This is a genomic window from Cyanobium gracile UHCC 0139, from assembly GCF_034931325.1.
GTDB lineage: Bacteria > Cyanobacteriota > Cyanobacteriia > PCC-6307 > Cyanobiaceae > Cyanobium > Cyanobium gracile_B.
Window position 1 is genome coordinate 43,975 of sequence record NZ_JAYGHX010000011.1, and the last position, 24,150, is coordinate 68,124.

Genomic DNA, 24,150 nt, shown 5'->3' on the forward strand with positions numbered 1-24,150 from the left:
TGGCGGGACACGGAGCCCTTGCCCGCCGAGCTGGCGGTGGGCCGGGCAGCCGGCGTCGCCGAACCGCGGCTGGACGGGGGGCGGCTGTTCTGGCTGCAGCAGCGACCCGACGAGCGGGGACGCACCAACTTGATGGGGCGGGGTGAGGCCGGCGCACTCGCCGTGGACCTGACCCCGGGGCCCTGGAACCTGCGCACCCGCGTGCACGACTACGGCGGGGCCGCCTATGCGGTGGCGGGCGATCTGGTGGTGTTCGTCGACGACGGCGACCGCTGCCTGTGGCGGCTCGACCTGACCGGTCCCAACGCATCCAGCGCAGACCAGACACCCACCCCTGCCGGCGCGCCCCGGCGGCTCACCGCCCCGCCCGAGCCGGAGCGGCCACGGGCCTTCGCCGATGGCCTGATCGACCGGCGGCGGCGGCGCTGGATCGGGGTGATGGAGCAGGACGGCCTCGACCGGCTGGTGGCCGTGCCCCTGGCGGGGGGTGAGCCGGAGCTGCTGCACCAGCCGGCCGACTTCTGCGGCTACGCCGTGCTGGCGCCGGACGGCGGCCACCTGGCCTGGGTGAGCTGGGAGCAGCCGTTCATGCCCTGGGAGCGCAGCCAGCTCTGGCTGGCCGCCATCGACGCCGCGGGGCAGCTGCACCAGGTCCGGCCCATCGCCGGCTCGGCGGCCGGGGATCCCCAGGGGATCTCGGTGTTCCAGCCCCTCTGGCTCGACGACGGCTCCCTGGTGGTGGCCAACGACCGCAGCGGCTGGTGGAACCTGGAACGGCTGGCGGACGCGGCCGCCCTGGAGGCGGACACCCCGCCCCGCTGGCAGCCGCTGTGTCCCATGGAGGCGGAGTTCGGCACGCCGCAGTGGGTGTACGGCCTGCGCACCCTGGCCTGGGACGGCTCGCGGCTGCTGGCGGCGGTCTGCCGCCAGGGGCGCTGGCAGCTGGGCCGGCTGGGCCTCGACGGCGGCCCCTGGGAGCCGATCCCCCTGCCCTTCAGCGACCTGGCGGCCCTGAGCGCCGAAGCCGGCCGGCTGGTGGCGGTGGCCGCCGCCCCCGCCATCGGCCCGGGGCTGCTGGAGCTGGACGCGGCCAGCGGCACCTGGCGGCACACGCCGGCCGCGCCGGCGCCGCTGGCGGCCGGGGCGATCAGCCACCCGGAGCCCCTCTGGTTCGACGGCCATGGGGGGGCGCCCACCCAGGCCTGGTACTACCCGCCCCGGGACGGCAGCCGCGCCGACGCCCCCCTGCTGGTGAAGGGCCACAGCGGCCCCACCGCGATGGCCGGCACCGGGCTCAACCTGGCCATCCAGTTCTGGACCAGCCGCGGCTGGGGCGTGGTGGACGTCAACTACGGCGGCTCCACCGGCTTCGGGCGGGCCTACCGGCAGCGGCTCGACGGCCAGTGGGGCGTGGTGGATGTGGCCGACTGCGCCGCCGCCGCCCGGGCCCTGGTGGCGGCGGGCAAGGCCGACCCGGCCCGGGTGGCCTTCGAGGGCGGCAGTGCCGGGGGCTTCACCGTGCTGGCCGCCCTGTGCTTCACCGACGTGTTCAAGGCCGGCGCCGTCCGCTACCCGGTGACCGATCCGGAGGCCCTGCTCGGGGTGGATCACCGCTTCGAGGCCCGCTACACCGAGACCCTGATCGGCCCCTGGCCCGGGGCCCGGGCCCGCTACGAGGAACGCTCGCCCCTGCGGCATGCGGACCGGATCACGGTGCCGGTGCTGTTCTTCCATGGCCTCGACGACCGGGTGGTGCCGGCGAGTCAGAGTGAGCGGATGGTGGAGGCGCTCAGGCGACGCGGATTGGAGACGGAGCTGCACCTGATCCCCGGGGAGGGCCACGGCTTCCGTGACAGCGGGGTGCGCACCGCGGTGCTCGAGGCCACCGAAGCCTTCTTCCGCCGCCACTTCCGCCTGTGATCGCTTCGCTGGTGCCGGGGGTGGTGGATCGGGTGGAGTGGCTGGCCCTGGCCCTGGCCGCCCTCACGGCGCTGCTGCTGGTCGGCGCCGGCCTCGGCGGCCTGCTGGGCATGAAGCGCTGGGGGCTGCCGGAGGCCCTGCTGGCCGGAGGGCTGGGGCTGGTGGTGGCCCCGGCCGGGCTGCTGCCCCTGCTGCCCCAGCGGGTGATCGACCTCTGGGACCAGCTGCCCCTGCCCCTGCTCACCCTGGTGTTCGCCACCCTGCTACTGGGCAAGCCGCTGCCGAAGCTGGGGGGCCTGTGGCGCCCGCTCTCGGCCCAGGTGCTGCTGGCCCTCACCCTGGCCTTCGGCCAGTTCCTGGTGGCGGGGCTGGCGGTGCTGCTGGTGCTGCAGCCCTGGCTGGGGGTGAGCCCGGTGATGGCCTGCCTGATCGAGGTGGCCTACGAGGGGGGCCATGGCTCGGCCGCCGCCATGGGGCCCACCTACGAGCGGCTGGGGCTGGAGGGGGCCCAGGCCCTGGGGCTGGCCATGGCCACCGTCGGGCTGCTGGTGTCCACGGTGGTGGGCGGCCTGCTGGTGGTGCTGGCCCGGGCCCGGGGCTGGCTGATGTTCCCCGAAGCGCTGCCGATCGAGGAAGCGCTGGCGATCGTCGAAGAGGAGACCCAGCCGCTGCAGGAGGTGCCGATGGACCTCCCCCTGGAGGCCGGCACGGTGGAGGTGCCGGCGCTCTGGCGCCAGCTCGCCGACTGGGCCGTCAACCTGGCCCTGGCGGGAGTGGCGGTGCTGTTCGGCTGCGGGGCGCTGGCGGCCCTGCGGCTCGTCGCCGACGCCAGCGGCGGGGTCTTCGCCCTGGTGATCGACGCCCTGCCGGTGTTCCCCCTGGCCCTGGTGGGCTCGCTGCTGGTGCGGCTGATCCTGGAGAAAAGTGGCCAGACCCAGTGGGTCTCGACCGCCATCCAGGGCCAGACCGGCACGATCTCCGCCGATCTGCTGATCACCGCCGCCACCGCCTGCCTGGACCTGAGCCTGCTGGCCCACGACTGGATCCCCCTGACGGTGCTGGCCCTGGTGGGTCTGCTGTGGAACCTGGGGGTGATCCTGCTGCTGGCGCCGCGGATCCTGCCGCCCGACTGGTTCGAGCGGGCGATCATCGAGTTCGGCCAGGCCACGGGGGTGGCCGCCAGCGGCCTGCTGCTGCTGCGCATGGCCGACCCGGGCGACCGCAGCCAGGCGGTGACGGCCTTCTCGATCAAACAGCTGCTGCTCCAGCCGCTGCTGGCCGGGGGCGTGATCACCGTGGTGGCGCCCCTGGTGGTGGACGGCTGGGGCCTGCCGGCCTGGACCGGCCTCTGCCTGGGGTTGGTGGTGCTCTGGAGCGGCCTGGGCCTATGGCTGGCGTCGCGCGCCCGGGCGGCCGCCTAACGCACCGTCGCCCCAATAGGGGCGCTTATCTGACCATCGCCGCCACGTTGCCGCCATCGACGGTGAGCACAGCACCGGTGGTGCGCTCCATGCGGGCCAGGGCCACAAAGGCGTCGGCCACATCGCTGGCGCGCACCTCGGCCCCCAGCAGGTTGCCGGCCATGTAGAGCTCCTCGCTGAGGCCGCGGGCGGCGGAGCGCTCTTTGATCATCGTGTCGTCGAGCAGGCCGGAGCGGATGCGGTCGGCGTTGATGGCGTTCACCCGCACGGCGGCCTCGCCTTCCTCGAGGGCGTACTGCCGCACCAGGGCCAGCAGGGCCGCCTTGCTGATGCCGTAGGCGCCGAAGTTGGGGCCGGGGTTGAGGGCCTGCTTGCTGACGTTGAACAGCAGCTGGCCGCCCAGCACCGGGCGGCCGCCGCCCTCGGGGCGGTCCTGGGCGCGGAACACCGCCAGGGCCGCCTGAGCCACGTTCTGGTGGGCGAAGAAGTTGAGCTCGAAGCTGGCCCGCAGGTCGGCGTCGGCCAGGGTGGCCATCGGGCCGGTCCAGGCGGCGCCGGCATTGCTCACGACGATGTCGAGGCCGCCGAAGTGGGCCGCCACCGCCGCGAGGGCGGCCTGCACCGCCGCCGGATCGGTGACATCGCAGGTGGCGGCGAGGGCCCGCTTGCCGCAGGAGGCCGCCACCGCTTCGGCCGCCTCCTGGTCGAGATCGAGCACGGCCACATCGGCCCCGGCGGCGGCGAAGGCCCGGGCGGTGGCGGCACCGATGGCGCCGGCGCCGCCGGTGACCAGCACCACCAGGCGGGCCAGGGGCTTCTCGGCCGCCTTGCCGAGCTTGGCCTGCTCCAGGCTCCAGTACTCCATGGCGAAGGTGTCGGCCTCGCCCACGGGCGCGTAGCGGCCGATGGCCTCGGCCGCCAGCAGGGTCTGGGCCCAGGCCTCGGCGATGTCGGCCACGGTGGCCGCCTCGCCGGCCGACTTGCCGATGCCGACCAGCCCCAGACCCGGGATCGCCGCCACCCGCGGCAGGGGATCGAGCGCCGTCTTGACGCCCCCGGCGGCGGCGTTCTGGCGCTGGAAGTAGGCGCGATACTCGGCCGCGTAGGCCTCCAGGGCCTGCTCCAGGGCCTGGCCCCAGGCGGACAGGGCCGGGCCGTCGCCGCCGGCCGGCAGGGGCGGCAGCACCAGGGGCCGGGCCTTGGTGCGGATGACGTGGTCGGGGGTGGCGACGCCGCGGCCGGCCCAGTCGCCCAAACGGGCGTCGTCGCTGATGGCGCGGGCCAGGGGGGTGTCGCGCAGCGCCAGGATCCAGTGGGGACGAACGCCGGCGGCGACGGCGGCCCGGCCCAGGGCGCCCCGCAGCACCGGCAGCACCGCCGCCGCAGGGGCGGGGCGCTCCGGCACGGCCACCGCATGGAGCGAGCGCTCGCCCCGGGCCAGGCGCTCCTCGGCCCGCCGCACCAGGTCGACCATCCGGTCGTAGCTCTGCTCGGCCGTGGCCCCGAAGGAGAACAGGCCGTGCTGCAGCAGCACCATGCCCTCGGGTTCGTTGCCGCCGGCCGTCGCGGCCTCATAGGCCAGGGCCGCCGCCTTGGCCAGGGCGAAACCGGGCATCACATAGGGCACCAGGGCCACCCGATCGCCGTAGACCTCCCGGCACACCTCGGCCGCATCGGGCTGGTCGGCCAGGGCCAGCAGGGCGATCGAGTGGGTGTGATCCACAAACGTGTGGGGCAGGAAGGCGTGCAGCAGCGCCTCCACCGAGGGGTTGGGGGCGGCCGGATCGATCAGGTTCTGGCGCTGGGCCGCCACCATCGCCTCATCGCTGAGGGACTCGAGGACCCGCAGGGCCTGCAGGGGCTCCAGCCGCACCGCCGGATGGCCCGGCGGTTCGATCGTGCCCAGGTCCCAGCCCGATCCCTTGACGCACAGCACCCGGATCGGCTCGCCCAGCAGCCCATGCACGGTGGTCTTCACCGAGGTGTTGCCGCCGCCGTGCAGCACCAGCTCGGGGTCGGCCCCCAGCAGCCGGGCCGAGTAGGTGCGCAGGGCCAGGTCTACGTTCACGCCCTGTTCGCCGTAGCGGGCGATGGCGTCGCGGGCGGCGGCATCCGACCAGCGATGTTGCACGGCCATGGGGCGAAACGGGGACTCTGGGGGGAGACTACGGGGAGCGATCCTCCAGGGGCTGCCCGTGTCCATCCGCTGCCGCCAGCAGGTTCTGAGGTCGTGGGCCTGCCTGGCGTGGCTACCCCTGCTGTTGGCGGTGGCGGCCCCCGCCCAAGCCCAGGCGATCCCGCCCCAGATCCCCCGCGACGGCTGGAAGGACTGTGAATACAACGACAAGCCCCTGGCCTGCGTCGATGAGCAGATCCCCGGCGGCCTCAAGATCCGCTGGAAGGACGGCCAGGGCATGACCTACCGGGAGATGTCCGGCAAGGGCAAGGACGCCAGCGGCAGCGACCTGCTGCGCGATCGGCTGGGGGGGATCTGGCGCCGGGAGCTGTTCGTGCAGGGCAACATCACCCTCACCAACGAGGCCAACGGCAACCGGATCTTCGTGCCGCTGCGCTTCCCCTGCAAACCGCCCCTGAAGGGGGAGGTGGGCTACTGCCGCTACTGAGCCCGCCGCCATGAGAGCGATCCTCGCCACCCCGGCCCTGGTGGACACGGAGCTGCCGGAGCCCGTCCCCGGCCCCCACGACCTGCTGGTGCGGATCGAGGCGGTGGCGGTGAACCCGGTCGACACCAAGCTGCGGGCCGCTGTGGGCGACGGGGATCCTCCCCGGCAGCTGGGCTGGGATGCCGCCGGGGTGGTGGCGGCGACCGGGGAGCGGGTGGGCCGCTTCCGGGTGGGGGAGGCGGTGATGTTCGCCGGCGATGCGGGACGGGCAGGCTGCAACGCCGAGGCCGTACTGGTGGACGAACGGCTGGTGGGCCGCCGGCCGGCGCGGCTCTCCTGGGCCGAGGCCGCCTCCGTACCGCTGACGGGCCTGACGGCCTGGGAGGCCCTGTTCGAGCGGCTCGGGCTCGACCCGGACGCTGGTGCGGCCGGCGGCGGGGGCGGCAAGGGTCCCAGCCTGCTGATCCTCGGCGGCGCCGGCGGGGTGGGCTCGATCGCCATCCAGTTGGCCCGCCGGGCCGGGGCCATGGTGATCGCCAGCGCCTCGCGGCCCGAGAGCGCCGCCTGGGTGCTGGAGCTGGGGGCCGACCACGTCGTCGACCACCACCAGCCCCTGGCCCCCCAGCTGGTCGCCCTGGGCTTCGAGGTGGTGGATCACATCGCCAACTTCAGCGACACCGACGCCTACTGGGAGGTGATGGCCGAGCTCATCGCCCCGCTGGGGTCGATCGTGGCGATCGTGGGCAACCGCCAGCCCCTCGACCTCAACCGGCTCAAGGCCAAGAGCGTGACCTTCGCCTGGGAGTTCATGTTCAGCCGCTCCCAGTTCCAGACCCCCGACATGGGCCGGCAGGGGGAGATCCTCGACCGGCTGGCCGCGCTGCTGGAGGCCGGCGAGCTGCGCCCCACCCTGGGCCGCACCCTCCGCCCCATCAACGCCGCCAACCTGGGGATCGCCCACGCCCAGCTCGCCACGGGGAGCACGATCGGCAAGATCGCCCTGGCGGGCTGGGGCTGAGCGCCAAGGTGGCCCGCCGCGCTCTGGGCCCTCAGCGCATGGCCACCAGCACCCGGTGGCGGGGGTCGCAGGCCTCGCGGCGCACCTCGCGGAAGCCGGCCTGCTCCAGGGCCCGGGGCAGATCGAGGCTGAAGTAGTCCGCCAGGTAGGGCTCGGTGCTCTTGAGCAGGGTGGCGATCGGCGCCGGCAGGCGGCGGATCACGGCTGAATCGGGGTCCTGATCCACCAGGGCCACCACCCCGCCGGGCCGCAGCAGGCGGGCCGCCTCCCGCAGCACCGCCCGGGTGGCCTCCATGGGCAGCTCATGGCACACGAACTGGAGGGTGATCAGATCGACGCTGGCGGCCGGCAGGCCGGTGGCTTCGGCGGCGGCGTGGTGCCAGCGGCGGATGCGCCCGCCAGAATCACGGACCCTGGCCACCGCCAGCATCTGGGGGGAGAGGTCGAGGCCGTCGACCGCAACGCCTGTGCCCTCGCGCCGCTCCAGCCAGTCCTTGAGGGCCAGGGTGCCGACGCCCACCGAGCAGCCGATGTCGAGGGCGTTGCGCACCGGGCCGGTGAGGCTGGGCTCGATCGCCGCGAAGATCGCCTCCCGCAGCCGCCGCTGGGCGTCCTGGGGCTCCAGGGTTTCCCCCGTCCACACCCGCAGGGCCATGGCATCGGTGGCCTGCTCCGCCTCGCCAGCCGCCTGCCAGCAGAGGTTGCCCTCCTGGTAGGCGTGGAACCGGGCCCGGTAGTAGGGCGGGGCCTCGGTGGCCGCGGCGGTGCTGCTGGCCAGCAGCGGCTGGGCCTGCCGCACCAGCTCCTCGCGTCGGGCCCGCCAGGCGATGCCGCGGCGCTCGGCGGTGCGGATGATCAGCTGGCGGGCCTGCAGGAACAGCAGCCGCCGCAGGGGCTCGACCGCCAGCAGCCGGTCGATCAGCCAGCCGAGGGGGTGACGCGAGGCCACCCAGTTGGGGGGCGGGGCGGCGGCGGTCAGGGCCGGAGCGGCGGGCTGGGCCTGGGCCATGGCGGCGGAGCGGCGGCGGCAAGGGACTGCATTCTCGCCGCAGCCAGCCCGGCTGAATCGGGGTAACGTCCCAGCGACCCTGCCAACAACCCATGCACTGGCGTCCCCGTCTGCTGGCCCTCTCCACCTCCCTGCTGGTGGCAGCCGGCGCCCTGGCCGGCGGGGCCGCCCTGGCCACTCCGGCGGGATCGCTGCTCAAGGGCCTGTCATTGCCACTGCCCAAGCCGGCCGCCAGCCTCTTCGCCGCCAATGCGATCGGCCAGACCAGCCTCAACACCCAGCTGCCCGGCAAGCCGGACGAGCTGCTCGCCAAGGTGAAGGCATCGCTGGCCAAGCAGGGCTACAGCGAGCGCAAGGTGAACACGGTGGTGGGCCCCTGGGGTTTCAACCTGGTGCTCGATCCCCCGGCGGGCACCAAGGTGGATGGCACCGCTGACGGCAAAGCCGCCGCCCTGGTGCTCCAGGCCACCGCCATCGGCCCCAACCAGCTCAACCTCAACGTCCGTTTCGAAGGGCTCTGAAGAACGGGGGAACGGCCCTCGTCAGCGGCGCTCAATCCTTCGGGGAGACGGCCTCTCCAGGCTCTGCCTGCTGGGAGATCTGCCGGGCCCAGCCACCCCGTTCCTCGATCATCAGGGCCTCGGTGGCCGTGACGAACTGGGGGAAGGAGGTCTGGTGCCTGTCATACGGCGGGCTGCCCGTCAGGAACAGGAACTTCTCGCGTTTGAGCGACTCACTGAGGCTGCGGTAACGCACCCAGTTCTCCTGCGTGCGGCTGAGGGCCAGCCATCCCCCCGAAAGGGCGATACCGCCGCCCGCCACAGCGATCGCCAACGGTGCCCACGCCACTCTGGCCGCATAGGGGCTGAAGATCGTGATGGAGGTACCCAGAAGGATCTCGAAGATCCGCAAACTGAGAAACACCCGCTTGTTGGTTCGGCTGGCACGGCTGAGCCAGTTGAGCTGCTCATCAACTCTGCTGGACAGATAGGTGTCCCGATCCAGTGCAGGCATGGGGAGTCTTCGGACGGTGGCCCAACTCAAGCAGAACCTGTGCGCCTCAACGTCCTGAGGCCAGTAAACGATCCAGCAGCAGATCAACCCCAGCGACCCTTGGCCTGGGTGCCTCCACCCATTGCACAGGAGGGCAGTCAGGGCGAGTCTGAAGGGCATGCTCTGCCGCGGCCCGGTCGGTCTGATCGTCCGTCAGCAGCACCACGGCGGAGAGATGGCTCGCCTGACTGATGCGACCCAGTTCGTACAGACAACCCTGGTTACGGGCCTGGAATCCCCGCAGATCCATCAGAACGGAGGAGGCTCGATCCAGCAGGGCATCGAGCGTCTGCTTCCAGCTGCTGGCATAGCAACAGAAATCCGTCACCCTGTAGCGACCGTCATGGTCGGGGCTGGCGTCGATCGCGGCCAGCTGACGGTGCAGATCCTCGGCCTCCAGGATGTAGCGATCCCGCAATCGCCCTTCAAGGAAAGACACCAGTTCGTCGGGTTCGATCGTGCGGGACGCCAGATCCGCTGCCGAAATCAGCAGCACCGGCCCGACCGCCCGCCAACGCTGCACCACATGGTCGAACAGCCAGCCCACCGGGCCCGAGCGGCGGAACACCCGCAGCACCAGCAGGGTGGGCGGCTCCGTGACCGCCGGAGCCGCAGAACGCCTCCAACCACCGGCAAAGAACAGCGGAATCCACAACCAGGCCAGCATGGGCAGCAGAGGCCGAGGATCCAGGGGATCCCCCCCACCGGCCAGGGCATTCCACCCTGGCAGCACCTGCAGGAGCAGGATCAGGAACCAGCTGGCCCCGAACAGGTAGGAAAGATCCGAGAACGCCTTGGCCCGGTACAGCCGTCCCAGCGCCGCCGTGAGGGCATGGGCCGGCAGCAGGGCGATGGCGATGGGCAGCACAGTGAACAGCAGGAGGGTTCCCCAGGCCCCGACCAACGCCAGCAGAACGCCGAGCACACCCCCTGGCCCCTGGGCCACCAAAGCCGCCAGCAGCTGCTGGCCGAGAACCGCCAGCAGCACCAGCAACACAACGGGCGGCAACAGGAACGGGGCGATGGCCCGAAGGCGGGGGATACCGAACAGGAGGCCCAGCACGATCAGCGGGCCGAGCAGCTGGGGCACGACCAGGCCAGCCTGTTCCTCTCCGGAAGCGGCCGAAGACAGCCTCACCAGCAACAGCAAGGCCAGTCCCCATCCGCCCAGTGCCAGGAGCTGCCTTGGGAAGGGCCAGCGAAGGATCTGAACCTGCAGCACCAGCCCCGGCGTGGCCATCACCAGGGACAGGATCAGCAGGCGCAGAGGCGCAAGACTGCCGAAGTGCACCAGAAGGAAGAGCGTGGCGGAGGTGAAACCAACCAGCAGACTCAACGCCCCCAAGGACAGCACCAGAGGTCGTTCTCGCCTGATCGGCGGCACCCTTGCCGGCTGACGCCGCGCCGCACAAGGAGTGTCACCGGAATCCACACCGATGGCTTCGCTGGGCAGCGGCGCCAGCCGCATCAGGCGACGCACGCCGGCGCGATAACGCCAGCCAATCCCCATCGACAGCGCCAGGGTGAGCGGCAGCGCCAACAGAAGGGTGAGCGTGATCAGGCTTGGAAGCGGCGTGGCCACCGAAGGAAGTCAGACTTCATCAGGCCGGATCTAATTCTTCCGGCCGCATCTGGCAGGAATCGTCATGAAAAGCCAGGACAATCGCCTCGTTTGAGGTATCAACCAGAAGGCAGCCGAGCCAACCCGTTCCGGAGGAGCAGCGCGGCTCAGGTTGCCGGTGCCAGAGTCGCCCCATGGACAACACGCCTGCCCCCAACTGGTGGGCCCGCAACTGGAAATGGCTGGTGCCGGCCGGCTGCCTCACGGGGGTGGCCGGGTTCGCCGGCTGCATCGCTCTGATCGTCGGCCTCGTGTTCGGGCTGATCAAATCGACCACGCCGTACCAGCAGGCCCTGGCCAAGGCCCAGAAGGATCCGGTGGTGATCGGTCGGCTGGGCGCGCCGATCAACGGGGGCTTGCTGGTCTCCGGCAGCGTCAATCTTTCCGGTGGCGCGGGCCAGGCCAACCTGGCCATTCCCCTGCAGGGGTCCAAAGCCAGCGGCACCCTCTACGTGGAGGCCCGCCAGAGCGCCGGCACCTGGACCTACTCCACCCTGACGGTCCGGCCGGACGGCCCCGGCGAACCCATCAGCCTGCTGCGGCCCTCGCTCTGAAGCCGGCTCAGCCCGCGGCCGCCGGGGCGGCGTAGAGGGCCTGGAGGCCCGCCTCACTGGCCGGCGCCACGCCCCGCTCGGTGATCAGGGCCGTCACCAGCCGGGCGGGGGTGACATCGAAGGCGGGGTTGAAGCCGTCGCTGCCGTCGGGCACCAGCTGCACGCTGGTGGGCTCCCCTGCCGCGGGCTTGCCGGCGATGCGGGTCACCTCCAGGGGGGAGCGGGCCTCGATCGGGATCTCCTTCACCCCGTCGCCGATCGACCAGTCGATGGTGGAGGCGGGCAGGGCCACGTAGAAGGGCACGCCATTGTCGTGGGCGGCCAGGGCCTTGAGGTAGGTGCCGATCTTGTTGCAGACATCGCCCGTGCGGGTGGTGCGGTCGGTGCCGACGATCACCGCATCCACCTGGCCGTGCTGCATCAGGTGCCCGCCGGCGTTGTCGACGATCACGGTGTGGGGCACCCCTTCGCGGCCCAGCTCGAAGGCCGTCAGGCTGGCCCCCTGGTTGCGGGGGCGGGTCTCGTCGACCCAGACGTGAATCGGCAGGCCGGAGCGGTGCGCCTTGTAGATCGGCGCCAGGGCCGTGCCCCAGTCGACCGTGGCCAGCCAGCCGGCATTGCAGTGGGTGAGCACGTTCAGGGGCTGGCCGCGGCGCTGCTCCGGGCGCCGGGCGGCGATCTCCTGGAACAGCCGCAGGCCGTGGTCGCCGATCGCCTCGCACATGGCCACGTCCTCCTCGGCGATGGCGGCCGCCTCGGCCCTGGCCGCCTCGGCGCGCTGCTCCGGGGCCAGGGGCAGCACGGCGGCCCGCACCCGCTCCAGGGCCCAGCGCAGGTTGATGGCGGTGGGGCGGGTGGCATCGAGGCGCGCGAAGGCCGCGGCCAGGGAGGCGTCGGAGGGGTCGGCCTGCAGGGCCAGCATCAGCCCGTAGGCCCCGGTGACGCCGATCAGGGGAGCCCCCCGCACCACCATCGTCACGATCGCCTCGGCCGCCTCCTCGACGCTGGTGAGCGAGCGGGTGACGAAGCGGTGCGGCAGCAGGGTCTGGTCGATGACGCCCACCGAGCGGCCGCCCTCCTCCAGCCAGATGGTGCGCCAGGGCCTGCCGTCGATGTTCATCGGAAAGGGGGAGTCATGGGGACGCAGGGGCCGGGGGCGCCAGGTTGGGCACCGGCTCCGATTTTCCGCCATCACCGGGACGGCGCAGCAGCTCCCGGGTGAGGCGGCGGAAGCGGGCGGGCTCGAGATCGCCGAGGGCCTCGTCGCGGCGGCTGCGCCAGGCGTTCCAGCCCAGCAGCGGCACCAGCCGGTTGTGGCCGGCCAGATCCAGGGGGGACGCCAGGGGTGCCACGGGCCGGGGGGCCGGCAGCGGCCCGCGGCGGGCCTCCAGCAGCGCGGCGATGGCGACGAGGTCCTCGTCCCGGCCGCTGGCAGCGAGGATCTCCAGGCCCACGGGCAGGCCGCGGCCATCGACGGCCACCGGCAGGGCCACCGCCGGCAGGCCGCTGGTGCTGCTCACCATGCAGGTGATGGCGGGCGAGGGCTCGCGCTGGGCGCCGCCGCGGCGGTCGCTCAGCAGCAGCAGGCCGTCGAGGCGCTGGGCCACCAGGGCCTGCTCGAGCCGCCGGCGGTTGGCGGCCATCCGCCGCCGCGCCCGCACCTCCGCCGCCGGATCGCTGGCCATCAGGCTGCGGCAATCGGCCGGGGTCCATTCCGGCGGCAGGCGGCCGGAGCCGCAGATGTCGTCCCAGCTGCGCCGGCTGCCGGGGTAGCGGGCCAGCTGGGCGTCGATGCGGCGCCCCGAGCCCTTGACGAAATCCGAACCCAGCCGGGTGTCGAGGCCCGGCACCACCATCGCCTCGACCACCTCCGCTCCGGCCGCCCGCAGCAGCGCCACGGCCTGCCGCAGGGCCACCGCCGCCGCCTCGGTGGTGGGCGCCAGGTCCTGGTCGCCGGCGCGGGCCAGCACCGCCAGCCGCCGGCCGCGCAGATCCGCCGGGGCCACCGCCTGCTCGGGCCGCCAGGTGGGATCGAGCACCGCCAGGCCCCGGGCCAGCAGGCCCGTGCCGTTGGCGATCAGCCCCGGGGTGCCGTTGACGAAGCCGAGCGGCAGCAGGCCGGCGCTGGAGAAGCGCCCCTGGGTGGGCCGCAGGGTCACGGCGCCGTTGTAGACGGCCGGCAGGCGCAGGGAGCCGCAGTTGTCGCTGCCGAGGGCCAGGGGCACGAAGCCGGCCGCGACGGCCACGGCGGATCCGGAGGAGGAGCCCCCCGGGCTGAGCCAGGGGTCGTAGGCGTTTCCCACCCGCCCCGCCGCCCCCGACAGCCCGCGGATGCCGAAGGCGAACTCATCCATGGTGGTGGTGCCCACCACGATCGCCCCCGCGGCCCGCAGCCGGGCCACCGCCTCGGCATCGGCCGCCGGCTGGTTGCCCAGCAGGGCCAGGGATCCGGCCGCCATCGGCTGGTCGGCAGTGGCGAAGTTGTCCTTCACCGCCAGCGGCAGGCAGTCGAGGGGGCCGGCGGGGGCGCCCGCCGCCCGGGCGCGGTCGAAGGCGGCGGCCTGCTCGAGGGCGTAGGGATTGAGCTGCTGGAAGGCGTTGAGCGGCGGTCCTAAGCCGGTGGCCAGGTTGCGGCCCAGGATCTCCGCCTGCACCGCCCGGATCCGGGCCTCGCAGCTGGGCGGGGCCAGCTCAGGCGCGGGCGCTGCCGCAGCCAGGGCCGCCGGCGGAAACGGCAGGACCAGCCCAGCCAGCAGCAGCCCCGTGCCGATCCCCATGGCCCCTCAGCGCACCGGGGAGGGTCCGCCGGCCCGCATCAGCCGCTGCAGCTGGCCGCTCTCCAGTTCCAGCACCCGGCGGGCGAAGTCGGAATCGCTCTCCAGCACCGCATCGAAGGAGTCCACCGGCACGGCCAGCAGTCGGGTGCCGTCGGCCTCGGCCACGATCGTGCTCTCCGAGGCGCTGTGGGTGAGCACCTGGAGCTCGTCGAGCACCCGGCCGGGCTGGAGATCCTTCACCCAGGTGCGCTCGCCGTCCCGGTGATGGACCCGGGCGATGCCCTCGATCAGCAGCAGCAGCTCGCGGCAGGTGTCGCCCGCCTCGGTGATCAGCTCCCCCTTGGCGAAGGCGCGCACATCGGCCTGGGAGGCCAGGGCATCGAGGGTGTCGGCATCGCTGCGGCGGAAGAAATCGCTGGTGGCCAGGAACACCCGCTTCTCCAGCTCCGGGAACCCGCGCAGCTCGGGGTGGCCGTCGAGGGCCTCGACCGCCCGGGCGGTCTGGAGCAGCAGGGGCGGGGCCCCCACCGCGCCCAGCGCGGCCGCCATCGACCGGGCCCGGCCAGCATCGAGGCAGGCCGTCAGGAACAGGGCGGCGGCGGCGAGGGTGGGGCTGGCATCGGCGGCCAGGCTGGCCAGGAAGCTGAGGGTCTCTTCGACGGGCACCTCCAGGGAACAGGAGGGGGCCTCGCCACCGGGGTGGGCGAGGGTTTCGGCGACGGCCGCCGGCAGGCGGGACTCCCAACCCTCCCGGTGCAGCAGCTCCGGCAGTTCCAGGGGGGCGATGGCCTGCAGCCGCTGCACCAGGGCCGGCACCGCCGGATCCTCCTGGAGGGTGGCCAGGCCGTCGAGGATCGCCCGCAGGGTCAGCTCCTTGCGCCGCTGCAGCCGGTCGTCGAGCAGGGCCAGCACGGCGGACTGGTGGCGCAGGGCGCTCTGGTGCAGGGCCCGGTAGCCGTCGGTGAGGGCCGGCAGCCGCTCCAGCAGCCGTTCCACCTTGTGGGTCGCCGCCGCGGCGGGGGAGAGGTCGTCGAGCACCTGCTCCTCCTCAAGGGAGGAGATGCCGTACTCACGCCGCAGGGACTGCAGGACGGCGCCATCCGGGCCGGGCGTGACCGGGCCGCTGCCGAGACGCTGGACCAGCATCAGCCGCTCCAGCGACTTGCGGTAGCCGCTGAGGCGGATCTGGTCCTCCAGGCTGCGGCGGCTGTCGGGATCGAGCAGACCGGGATCCTCCACGCCGAGCTCATCGAGCAGCTGGCGGTGCTCGCCGTCGCTGATGCCGAGGGAGAGGCGCATCTGCTTGAGCACCTCCAGGCTGCTGGCGGCGTTGACGAAGCCCTCCTCCAGGGCTTCCCGCACCACGCCCTTGTAGGCCTCGAGCCGCTTCTGGCCGGTGAAGCCCGGCAGCACCTTGGCCAGCACGTACACCTCCTCGGTGCCCAGGTCGGCCAGGGAGCGGCCGTCGAGGTAGAGCCCCACATTCAGATCCATGCGGGTGAGTTGCTTGCGGAAGCGCTCGGCCAGGTTCTCGCGGCCGTAGAGATCGGGGGAGCGGTCCCAGGCCCGGTAGAGCCAGAGGGTGCTGACGGCCACCAGGGTCGCCTCGAACAGGTACTGGACCCAGTCGGGGGCGAGCAGCAGCAGCGGGCGGCCGGCGAACAGGAAGAAGAAGTTGAACACCAGGAAGGTGGCCACCACGAACACCCGGTGCCGGATCCGCTCGCGATCGGGCTCGGCGCCGCGGCGCCGTACCCGGCGGCGCAGGGCCGACTCGATCGCCCGGCCGGCCTGGGTGCCGAGCCAGGTGCACAGCCCAAGGAACAGGGGCACCGCCACCAGCCTGGGCACGTCGATCGGCTGGCCGAACAGGAAGAAGCCCGGCCGCAGCAGCTGGGCCAGCTGGTCCTCCTGGCGCAGCCAGACGCCGGAGAAGTAGTACTCCCAGTTGCCGGCATAGACGTAGTAGTAGACGAAGTAGCCGAACACCAGGCCGACGTACCCGTAGCGCTCGAAGGCGAAGGCGGGGCTGGGCAGCCGGGCCCAGTAGAGGCGCTCGGCGTCGATGTCGATGCAGGGCTGCTGGCAGGCCACGCAGGCACTCTGCTCACTGCCGTCGGGCTGGACGGTGCGGCACATCGACTGGGTGATCGGCGTGCTGGCCATGTGGGCGCGGCTGCCCAGCAGGCCGGTGGGGGTGGAGAAAACGCTCTGCACCGGTGCCATCGGGCAGAAGTACTGGCACCAGCTCTTGCCGCCATACAACCAGCCCACGGCGATGGCACAGACGATGGTGAAGCTGAGCCATGCGAAGAGCACCAGGCGGTCGGCATTGAAGAAGAGGATGCGACCGCAGAGGCCCACGAACAGCCAGCCGAACTGCAGCCGGGAGTAGTGCTTGCCCAGCCAGGAATCGCCCGGCACCTTGGCCAGCTGCAGCCGCTTCTCGCCCGTCTTGGGGTTCACCCTGGCGATCTGGCGTTGCAGCCCCAGGGCGCGGGGGATCTGGGAGAGAAAGGAGAGCGGGCAGATCCGCCGCCACACCTCATGGCCGAACACCAGCAGGATGAAGATCCCCGAGGGCACCACCAGGCCCCAGAACAGCGTGGTGCCCAGGGGATAGGGGGTCTCGCTCAGGCAGGTGCCCTGCACCGTTACACAGGATTCCGGCAGCCGCAGGGGGCTCCAGGGGTGGTCGGGCGCGGTGAAGCGGGGCGTGAACGGGTCGTAGAGGAGGGAGAGAATGATCAGCAGCCAGCCGGTGGTGAGCGCCCAGCGCACCAGATGCATCCGCCGTTCCGTCACTGCTGACTCGCGCCGCCGCGCCGAAGTGGCGCTGACCATAGCGATGGCCTCCAAGACCTGACTGGCTGGCGGTGCCGGGGGCCAGGGGCTGCCATCCTCACGGTGGAGGCTGACGCCCGCAGACACCACCAGATGGACTTCTTCGATCGCCAGTGGGCCACCTATCGGGCGGTGGTGGACCACGACCTGATGCAGCACCGGGCCCTAACGGCGGCCCTGGGCCAGGCGCTGGAGGCCTGGCTGGCGGCAAGGCCGGCCGGCTCAGCGGCGCCCCGGATGGTGGATCTGGGCTGCGGCGACCTGGCCGTGATGGCGCCGCTGCTGCGAGGCCTGCCCCTTGGAACCTACCTGGGCGTGGACCTCTCAGGTCCGGTGCTGCCCCGGGCGGCGGCCGCCCTGGGCCCGGTGCCCTACCCCTGCCGGTGGCGGGAGCAGGATCTGCTGGCCTGGGCCGCAGCCGAACCGGGAACTGAACCGGTCGACCTGCTCCATTCCGCCTTCGCCATTCACCACCTCAGCGACGACGACAAGGCCCGCTTCCTGCGTCTCTGCCGCCGCCATCTGGCCTCGAACGGCCTGTTCCTCTGGGCCGACGTGTTCCGCCCGCCCGGGGAAGACCGCCCGGCCTATGTGGCGCGCTATGTGGACCGGATCCGCAGCGACTGGGGCGTGCTGGCACCCGAGCAGCAGCAGCCGGTGATCGATCACCTCAGCCAGTTCGACTTCCCCGCCGATCGCGACGCCATCCGCCGCACCGCCGAAGCCTGCGGGTGGACGTGGCAGTGGCTCTGGCAGGGCGACCACCGGGCCGAAGCCCTGGCGGTGCTGACGGCGGCATAGCAAGCATCATTCACGCCCGACGATGTTGCGCACGATCAGCAGCAACGCGACAGACAGGCTGGCTCCTGCCGCTGCAGAGCCGAAGACGATGACTGGTCAATCGCCAACGCGTCCGAAACCACTGCCGAAACGCAGAGATCCGTTCAGGAGGCCATACAGTCCGGCACGGAAGTGCGTGGGCGACTGCAGCGAGCAGGGGTCACAGGGTGGTGGCCATCGCGCCGGAGCCGGTGGGGCAAGACATGAACCTAGGCGAGGTGGCCTGTGCGCTCCATGAGCTGGCCAGTCCGCTCAATCGGCCGCCTCAGCGTTGCCCAGCCGCGCCCGGATGTCGCGGAGCCGGGCGACGTTGTTCACCAGCGCCGGCGCGCTGTCGAGGCCCTGAAGGTAATCGAACACGTAAGCAAGCACGGCATAGATGGCGCCGGCGCTGAAGCTCGCTGAACGGGTGAAGTCGATCAGGAGAACCACCAGGGCAATGATCGTGGCGAGCTCCGTCACGGTCCAGGTCCACGACTCGCTGTCGGAGAGCTGCACATGCCAGCGACGCACGCGGCCGAAGTGGCGCCGCAGGCGCAGCGGCCTCGCCGCCTCGATGTCCGCGATCTCGCGCTCGATCTGGTCGTTGAGGCCGCGGTGCAGGCGCAGGGCGCGCCGCCAGTACCAGGCGTTGACGAGTCCCATCGGCAGCAGCACCGCCATGGCGATGAATCCCGCCTCGAGGTCGTAGGTGAACAGCATCACCAGCGAGCCGAGCACGGTCACCACTTGGGAGAACATCGCCGGCACGTCGGCCTCGAAGAAGCCGACCATGTCCCGCATCATCTCGACCCGCGCCGACACGATGCTGGTGCCGTGGCCGAGGCGCTGCTGCTCGGCCACGGTGCGCACGGCCAGGCGGGCATAGAGGCCCATGAAGACCCGGGTGTCGAAGCGCTGGCGCACGAAGGCCGTGACCAGGTGCACGAGCCACACGGTGATCAGGGCCGACAGGCCCCGGTAGCTGCCCTTCAGCAACCCGTCGACCGCCCAGCCGGTGATGGCCGGATAAGCGAGCATGCAGAGGTTCTCCAGCAGCGTCAGGGAGTAGGTGCCGGCGATCGACAGCCGCTCAGCAGGGGAGAGGGTGGAAAGGAGCGTCTGCGGCATCACCGGGCCCTGGCGTCACCAGCCTGGCAGCGATCACTCCACGACGAACGCCGGCCTGACCTGGGCCAGACAACGGCTGTCGGGCGCCTGCCTGGGGTTGGCCAGAAAGTCGACGGCAATCTGGGTCACGCAGGTGGCTGCGGCCATCCCCGGCGGCGCAAACAGCGCCCCATGGCCGACACCGGGAAAGGTGAACACGTAGGCGGTGGTGAGGTTGCTGGCCACGGCTTCGCCGTAGGGGGCTGGCGTGACCGGGTCGTCGCTGCCATTCAGCACCAGGGTGGGAATCTGTGGATTTCTGTAGACGAAAGGAGGTTTCTGCTCCACCTGGAGCACGTCGCAGGCGTTGTTCACCGCTTCGGCTTCGCGCAGGCCCAGGGGGAGCAGCTGCGGGTAGGGCGGCGGCAGCACCTGGGCGGGCTGGAGCCGCACCGACCGACCCCGCGCACAGACGACCGTGTGATACATCTCCCGGGCCCCCTTCGGTTCGAGATCCGACAGGGATTCGGTAATCCAACCGAAGTTGCCCTGGCTGGCGGCATCAATGAACCGGGGCAGGGAACTGCCGCGGGCGGATTCACCGGAATAGGGCCGGGCCAGATAGGGCACGACGCCCGTGATGAACGCGTTGCCGTCGAGTTGGCTGGTGAAGGTCTGCTGACTGGAGGGAATGGTGAGGGTCAGGGGCACGGGCTTCTGGTTGAGCCGATCAACGATCGCCAGAAACGTCTGCTCCAGATTCGGGTAGGCCGTGTTGCACTGTGGGTCCTGAGCGCAGGCACGGAACACGTTCCTCAGGGCATAACTGAACGTGTGACTGGAGGCCAGATTGAAATCCAGATCCGGCCGCACGACGCCATCGAGGATCACGCTGCGGAGTTTCGGCCGGTGCCTGTCGGCCTGGGCAATCACGTACTGGCCCAGCAACGTGCCATAGGACACGCCGTAGTAGTTGAAGACCGGATAGCCCAGCGTCTCGGCGACGGCGTAGATATCGGCGGCATTCTCGCGGGTGTTGAAGGCGCTGGGATTGATCCCCTGGGCCTTCAGGCGTGCGTTACAGGCCCTGATCCAGCCAGGATCGGTGTAGTTCTGCTTCCCCTGCGCCACGGCGATGTTGTGGGCGTTGAGCTCAGGGCAGAACAGGAACGGCTTGGCGAACCTGGTGCCCCGCTCCTCCACGAAGATCAGATCACGGCCCTGCAGCAAAGCCGGGAGTTCGGGGTACTTCGGCAGGGCTCCATTGGCAATGTCGCCGATGGTGGAATCCCCAGGGCCACCTTGCTCCACGAACAGGGGATCGGTCGCCGGAGTAATTCCCGTGCTGCGGGTGCGGACCACGCCCAGTTGGATGGTGCGTCCCTCGGGCTTGGCATGCTGCTCGGGGACGGTGACGTAACCGCAATCCGACTGGGCGGCGATGGTCGCAGGAACGTCGAAGGTCTTGCAGTCAACGAATTGCCATGCCGGCCCGAACTTGGCCGCACGGGGCGCTGCATCGGCAGGAGCGGAACCACCGGTGGCAACGAAAGCGATGGCCAGGAGAGCGAATCGGAGCAATGGAGTTGATGTCTGCGCCCCGTGAAGAGCACAACGGAGAGCGAATGGATGTTAGCAAGCGGCTGCTCGAATTTTCCGTGCGCGTGCATCGCCCTGCTTGGCTGGATAGCGAACCGCATGGCGGATCAGCCACTGCAGATCCGTGGAGGCACCGTCCTGCAGCCAACGCTCACAGGTGGCATAGACGAGATCCGGATGGTCTTTGGCGATATCACCCAGGTGGTTGGCCACGCTGCGGCGGACGTAGAGCGATGGATCGTTCTTCAGAGCTTCAAGGATGGGCAACGTTGGCCTCGGATCGGCCACAAACGAAGCAATGCGTTTGCCCCAGGGGAGCCTTGGCCGCGTCCCCTCGCTGCAGAGGCGCCGTACATGGGGGTTAGGGTCACTGATCCATTGGGAAACAGTGTCCAGCGTGCGCTCCTGCTGCTGGATCAGAAAGGTTCGGATGGCGAACTCCGAGGTGAAGCGGGTGGTGAGGGCGTGCACCGCCAGCATTGACGCCTCAAAAGGGTCGTTGCCGCTGTTGTGCTGCTCATCCTGCCCGTACTCAGAAATATAAAAGCTGTGAGGCAGATAGAAGAAGCCAGCCAACCCCATCTCGTCTGCCTCTGACTTCTCGGGCGTCAAGGACGCCATGAGAATTCTGATCGCCTCCACGTAGTCTCCAGGCAGGACGGCGTGAAGCGCCCTGGCAATATGCAGTCCTCTCTGCATGATGGACAGGTGCTCAATCCCTGGCAGTGCAGATTCAGAGAATCGGCGAACCGGAAAGTCTGGATCTACATACTGAATGTTGTTCGCCAGATACGCAATGGCCTCCTGGCCCAGCAAGTGTTTCAGGGGCGTGCCCTTCTGAATGGAGCGTGGTGCGGGTGGAAGTGTGGGTGCTCGAGGCGTCAAGGGGGGCCTGTCCATGACAATGTCTTGATGTGCGTTCCACCAGGATGTTCATCATGCCTGGCCAAGCCAGCCGCTTGAGGTGAAGTGGATAGGCTGCATGCCCACTCCTCAAGCAGGGTTGTGATGAACCGCTCGGCCGTGCCGTTGGCACGAGGGATCTAGAGCTTATTCATCTTCACCTTCGATCGCAAAGCCTGCCAGGCTGTTCACCAGCCATGGGACTTGTAGGCCGAACCGTGGTCGCTGAGCAACAGGCGTCACTCAATCCCCCGGCCGATGAACCAGGCCACTGCCCGGCTCATGAAGACCTGCTCGGTTGCTCGGCTCATGGCACAGAACAGACATCCCCGCATCCCCTGATTCGCGACGAAATCTTTGGCCAGGCAATGGTGCTGTGAGCAAGGGTGGACTGGGAGCGACACTGCCGTGGGCAAGTAAGCAATCAACAGGCTTCAACCATGTCGGCATTTTCTCTCAGCAGAGAAGCACTGATGAATCTCAGATGGCAGGTGCTTCATAGATTCGGACATGTCAGATATTCTTAAGACAGCTGAATGATGTTGCCGAGGCGAGAACGATCACCAGCATCGACGCCATCGGATAGTCGAGCAAGATGCACGGTGAAGGCAGGCCTACGACTACCCAAAGAGGAAGTAGAATGGGCAAGAAGCAGACAAAGACAGCAGCAAGGATGAGAAGTCCCCCCAGAATTCTCACAATCTTGGTCAAGTTCAAGAATCTGTTGACAGCCCATAGCAGGGGCTCATCTCCTGGATTGACAGGCGCTAGATGCCCTTTCATCTCAGGTATGCTCTGATTCATCAGCTTATCGGTATCGATACTGAGAAATCGTGCCAGCTGCTCCCAAGTATCAGCCTCAATGGCCGCACCATGTCCACCTTTGATCGTGCGTTGCTCCCTATCCTCCTCAAGCCCTCTGAACCCATAGGCACCTCCGCCACCAAGGTTCATCCACCTGCCAAGCAATGGCAGCACCTCTAATCCCCCAGGAAGCAGGGCGACAATCCAATCATCTAAAGAGCGAAAGTTAAACAGGCGCGAGACTCGCTGCTTCCACTCTTTCCCAGTGTTGCTATTCACCCAGAAATCTCGCCTGACCACACTCCCTGCGAGAATCATACATCTGTAGTCAAGATTTTGACATTGCAAAGCCTGAGTCCCGAGATAGGTACCATTGCTATGTCCCAGAAAACTAATTTTGGCGGATGGATAAAGAGCGCATACATTCGCGTAAGTGTCCTGGAACCAATCAACTGCTCTTCTACGGCCGCCAGGCCTCACAAAGTCCCAAAGGCTGAAGTATCCGTATGTCGGGGAGACAACCCTCACACTTCTCGATTCTTTATCGCCAGGCTTACTGCGACATATTTCCTTAATCGCGTTTCCTATCCGTTTTGCCCACATGCCGCCATCCCGTATCCCGTGCAGCACAATAATCACATGGTCAACCTTAACGTCTCGACGCGCTGGCTCATTGTCCAGAGGATCTAAATAATCATCAATGTCATCAGCCTCAATCCGCCGAAGCCCTGCCGGGAGATCTTGTCCATCGGTGAAGAGTACTTGCGAAATAAATGTCGCGACAGCCAGGTTTGCCTCGCCGCTTTTGCCGCTTAGAATGCTTGAATGGGTACATCCTGCCACCTCAATGTATTTTGGGTTGTCGCCAACGACAACCCCTCCAACCTCAATCGCATCGGCAGGCGTTAGGTATTCATCCTTTGTTCCCAGCAGATAGTCTTCTTGGGGCTGGATTGGCTTGGCCTCTCTATGGCGGTCGTACTGTCGATTCAATGCGATGCGCGTCTCCGTGATGAACCTGGAGCCTTTGTAGATCTGCCATGGAAACCAATGTGGACAGAATGGTCTTACCATAGGACCAAGCCAAAGAAAGAGCTTGGGAACTTCACTGTTGAATTCCCACCCAGTTGTCATGCCACCGATATGAACGATGTGCTTTAGGACTGAGGTCCAGCTTCTATGCCCCACGTGATGCTCATGGTCTATCTTTGAGCTCACGATCGCGGCGATGGCACGACGCAGGACAGCAGATCCTGAGCTATGGGCGACAAGAATGAGATTTTCTGGTTTGAGCTCTTCTATTTTTGCCTGAATGGCCATACTCAGCTGGTGTGCATGCTCTTCAGCAGTTAGGGATGTAAAGACCGGTATGGTGGTTCCTTGCTTGTGTGAGAACTTGCGAGCATTGGTCGATTGACAATACCGATGAAGTTCGCAATGTGTGCCTGCTGGGACTCTTCCAGCAACGGCTTCGGCCATGATGTCGATTCCGCTCTTTCCACTGCTTGTCGGGCGACGAAGGCCACCAATGAAATAGACCAGATTTCTGCAGTTCAGTGACGTCATCCAGGTAGCCGCGTCTTCTTCTTCCTTTCTGCCAATCCCCTTCGCCTTTGCGAGTAAAATCAGTGCGCTCAGTCATATATGTTCATCTTTGGCTTGGTTCTTGGGGCTGAGTCTTGCTTACTTGTTCATCGACGTGGCGACCGGCTTCTCTATGCCTTTCTGGGATGTTCAGCTGCCTGATTAGACAGGCCCTGCCAATGCCTCCAGGCACTTGGTTTTTCGTAGGATCCTCCCCGACACCCTTCGCTGGCACCCACTCCACCATCAACCCCCCCACGCTGCACTGATCGAGTGCTTCCTTGTCGATCAGCCCTGACCCCCCCCCCGAACAACCTGGTAACCGCCGGTGCCGACTTCGGCAAGATCCGGTGCTTTGTCTGTAAAGCCCGCGATCACTGACGACTTTCCCAGCAGTGCGGCCAGGGAGACGTGAGGGTGATCATCATCGAGACCATACCTGCCCTGGCAACCGACCCGGCCAGGCGCATCGCCAATCTGACCCACTTGC

General features: G+C 69.0%; 18 protein-coding genes. 7 read left to right on the forward strand and 11 right to left on the reverse strand.

Going from position 1 to position 24,150, the window contains the following annotated elements:
* The first annotated feature begins 18 nt into the window (after positions 1–18).
* Both VB738_RS14445 and VB738_RS14450 read left to right on the forward strand, forming a co-directional pair.
* Entirely contained in the window at positions 19–1,920 is a 1,902-nt protein-coding gene (locus tag VB738_RS14445; RefSeq protein ID WP_323306406.1) for an alpha/beta hydrolase family protein, read from the forward strand.
* Positions 1,917–3,341 carry a sodium/glutamate symporter gene (locus VB738_RS14450; protein ID WP_323306407.1) on the forward strand — a complete coding sequence of 475 codons (1,425 nt, stop codon included), beginning with the start codon at positions 1,917–1,919 and terminating at the stop codon, positions 3,339–3,341. The genes VB738_RS14445 and VB738_RS14450 overlap by 4 nt, the downstream gene beginning before the upstream one ends.
* Positions 3,342–3,366: 25 nt before the next feature.
* On the opposite strand, the gene VB738_RS14455 is transcribed toward VB738_RS14450, so the two are convergent.
* Entirely contained in the window at positions 3,367–5,478 is a 2,112-nt protein-coding gene (locus VB738_RS14455) for a bifunctional aldolase/short-chain dehydrogenase (RefSeq protein ID WP_323306408.1), read from the reverse strand.
* Between the two features lie 58 nt (positions 5,479–5,536).
* Between VB738_RS14455 and VB738_RS14460 the strand changes: the two genes are divergently transcribed.
* Together VB738_RS14460 and VB738_RS14465 are read left to right on the forward strand one after the other, a co-directional pair.
* On the forward strand, positions 5,537–5,965 hold the full coding sequence (locus VB738_RS14460) for a hypothetical protein (protein WP_323306409.1): 429 nt from the start codon (positions 5,537–5,539) through the stop codon (positions 5,963–5,965).
* Between the two features lie 10 nt (positions 5,966–5,975).
* Positions 5,976–6,983 (forward strand): zinc-binding alcohol dehydrogenase family protein, encoded by a 1,008-nt coding sequence (locus VB738_RS14465; RefSeq protein WP_323306410.1) that lies wholly within the window; start codon positions 5,976–5,978, stop codon positions 6,981–6,983.
* Between the two features lie 31 nt (positions 6,984–7,014).
* On the opposite strand, the gene VB738_RS14470 is transcribed toward VB738_RS14465, so the two are convergent.
* A complete protein-coding gene (locus VB738_RS14470) occupies positions 7,015–7,992 on the reverse strand; it encodes a class I SAM-dependent methyltransferase (RefSeq protein ID WP_323306411.1) in 978 nt (325 codons plus the stop codon).
* 92 nt (positions 7,993–8,084) lie between these two features.
* Here VB738_RS14470 and VB738_RS14475 point away from each other — a divergent pair, with 92 nt between their 5' ends.
* Positions 8,085–8,513, forward strand: coding sequence for a hypothetical protein (locus tag VB738_RS14475; RefSeq protein ID WP_323306412.1), 429 nt, complete (start codon positions 8,085–8,087; stop codon positions 8,511–8,513).
* Between the two features lie 31 nt (positions 8,514–8,544).
* On the opposite strand, the gene VB738_RS14480 is transcribed toward VB738_RS14475, so the two are convergent.
* On the reverse strand, positions 8,545–9,006 hold the full coding sequence (locus VB738_RS14480; RefSeq protein ID WP_323306413.1) for a DUF4231 domain-containing protein: 462 nt from the start codon (positions 9,004–9,006) through the stop codon (positions 8,545–8,547).
* A 46-nt stretch (positions 9,007–9,052) separates the two neighbouring features.
* Positions 9,053–10,627 carry a hypothetical protein gene (locus VB738_RS14485; protein ID WP_323306414.1) on the reverse strand — a complete coding sequence of 525 codons (1,575 nt, stop codon included), beginning with the start codon at positions 10,625–10,627 and terminating at the stop codon, positions 9,053–9,055.
* 173 nt (positions 10,628–10,800) lie between these two features.
* Here VB738_RS14485 and VB738_RS14490 point away from each other — a divergent pair, with 173 nt between their 5' ends.
* Positions 10,801–11,220 carry a cytochrome c oxidase assembly factor Coa1 family protein gene (locus tag VB738_RS14490; protein WP_323306415.1) on the forward strand — a complete coding sequence of 140 codons (420 nt, stop codon included), beginning with the start codon at positions 10,801–10,803 and terminating at the stop codon, positions 11,218–11,220.
* A 7-nt stretch (positions 11,221–11,227) separates the two neighbouring features.
* On the opposite strand, the gene mtnA is transcribed toward VB738_RS14490, so the two are convergent.
* The 3 genes from mtnA to VB738_RS14505 are packed head-to-tail and all read right to left on the reverse strand — an operon-like array spanning position 11,228 to position 16,841.
* Positions 11,228–12,340 (reverse strand): S-methyl-5-thioribose-1-phosphate isomerase, encoded by a 1,113-nt coding sequence (gene mtnA / locus VB738_RS14495; protein ID WP_323306416.1) that lies wholly within the window; start codon positions 12,338–12,340, stop codon positions 11,228–11,230.
* A gap of 13 nt (positions 12,341–12,353) precedes the next feature.
* Positions 12,354–13,997: an amidase gene (locus VB738_RS14500; protein ID WP_323306417.1), complete on the reverse strand. Its 1,644-nt coding sequence runs from the start codon at positions 13,995–13,997 to the stop codon at positions 12,354–12,356.
* A gap of 6 nt (positions 13,998–14,003) precedes the next feature.
* Positions 14,004–16,841, reverse strand: a complete 2,838-nt coding sequence (locus tag VB738_RS14505; protein ID WP_323306418.1) for a cyclic nucleotide-binding domain-containing protein — start codon at positions 16,839–16,841, stop codon at positions 14,004–14,006.
* 93 nt (positions 16,842–16,934) lie between these two features.
* On the opposite strand from VB738_RS14505, the gene VB738_RS14510 reads away from it, so the two are divergent.
* On the forward strand, positions 16,935–17,642 hold the full coding sequence (locus tag VB738_RS14510) for a class I SAM-dependent methyltransferase (RefSeq protein ID WP_323306419.1): 708 nt from the start codon (positions 16,935–16,937) through the stop codon (positions 17,640–17,642).
* A 291-nt stretch (positions 17,643–17,933) separates the two neighbouring features.
* Here the strand turns inward: VB738_RS14510 and VB738_RS14515 are convergent, their stop codons facing one another.
* The 4 genes from VB738_RS14515 to VB738_RS14530 all read right to left on the reverse strand — a co-directional run bounded on the left by VB738_RS14515 (position 17,934) and on the right by VB738_RS14530 (position 23,642).
* A complete protein-coding gene (locus VB738_RS14515) occupies positions 17,934–18,791 on the reverse strand; it encodes an ABC transporter six-transmembrane domain-containing protein (RefSeq protein ID WP_323306420.1) in 858 nt (285 codons plus the stop codon).
* 33 nt (positions 18,792–18,824) lie between these two features.
* The gene (locus tag VB738_RS14520; RefSeq protein ID WP_323306421.1) at positions 18,825–20,132 is read right to left on the reverse strand and encodes an alpha/beta hydrolase; all 1,308 of its coding nucleotides are present in this window, start codon (positions 20,130–20,132) and stop codon (positions 18,825–18,827) included.
* 270 nt (positions 20,133–20,402) lie between these two features.
* Positions 20,403–21,185 (reverse strand): DNA alkylation repair protein, encoded by a 783-nt coding sequence (locus VB738_RS14525; RefSeq protein WP_323306422.1) that lies wholly within the window; start codon positions 21,183–21,185, stop codon positions 20,403–20,405.
* Between the two features lie 600 nt (positions 21,186–21,785).
* Entirely contained in the window at positions 21,786–23,642 is a 1,857-nt protein-coding gene (locus VB738_RS14530; RefSeq protein ID WP_323306423.1) for a hypothetical protein, read from the reverse strand.
* Positions 23,643–24,150: the final 508 nt, after the last annotated feature.

What these genes read in the sequence shown, in the direction of transcription:
- VB738_RS14455 (WP_323306408.1), bottom strand. Translation starts at nt 5,478, where the DNA reads ATGGCCGTGCAACATCGCTGGTCGGATGCCGCCGCCCGCGACGCCATC.
- VB738_RS14510 (WP_323306419.1), top strand. Translation starts at nt 16,935, where the DNA reads ATGGACTTCTTCGATCGCCAGTGGGCCACCTATCGGGCGGTGGTGGAC.
- VB738_RS14530 (WP_323306423.1), bottom strand. Translation starts at nt 23,642, where the DNA reads ATGACGTCACTGAACTGCAGAAATCTGGTCTATTTCATTGGTGGCCTT.
- mtnA (WP_323306416.1), bottom strand. Translation starts at nt 12,340, where the DNA reads ATGAACATCGACGGCAGGCCCTGGCGCACCATCTGGCTGGAGGAGGGC.
- VB738_RS14465 (WP_323306410.1), top strand. Translation starts at nt 5,976, where the DNA reads ATGAGAGCGATCCTCGCCACCCCGGCCCTGGTGGACACGGAGCTGCCG.
- VB738_RS14470 (WP_323306411.1), bottom strand. Translation starts at nt 7,992, where the DNA reads ATGGCCCAGGCCCAGCCCGCCGCTCCGGCCCTGACCGCCGCCGCCCCG.
- VB738_RS14475 (WP_323306412.1), top strand. Translation starts at nt 8,085, where the DNA reads ATGCACTGGCGTCCCCGTCTGCTGGCCCTCTCCACCTCCCTGCTGGTG.
- VB738_RS14490 (WP_323306415.1), top strand. Translation starts at nt 10,801, where the DNA reads ATGGACAACACGCCTGCCCCCAACTGGTGGGCCCGCAACTGGAAATGG.
- VB738_RS14500 (WP_323306417.1), bottom strand. Translation starts at nt 13,997, where the DNA reads ATGGGGATCGGCACGGGGCTGCTGCTGGCTGGGCTGGTCCTGCCGTTT.
- VB738_RS14505 (WP_323306418.1), bottom strand. Translation starts at nt 16,841, where the DNA reads ATGGTCAGCGCCACTTCGGCGCGGCGGCGCGAGTCAGCAGTGACGGAA.
- VB738_RS14515 (WP_323306420.1), bottom strand. Translation starts at nt 18,791, where the DNA reads ATGCCGCAGACGCTCCTTTCCACCCTCTCCCCTGCTGAGCGGCTGTCG.
- VB738_RS14480 (WP_323306413.1), bottom strand. Translation starts at nt 9,006, where the DNA reads ATGCCTGCACTGGATCGGGACACCTATCTGTCCAGCAGAGTTGATGAG.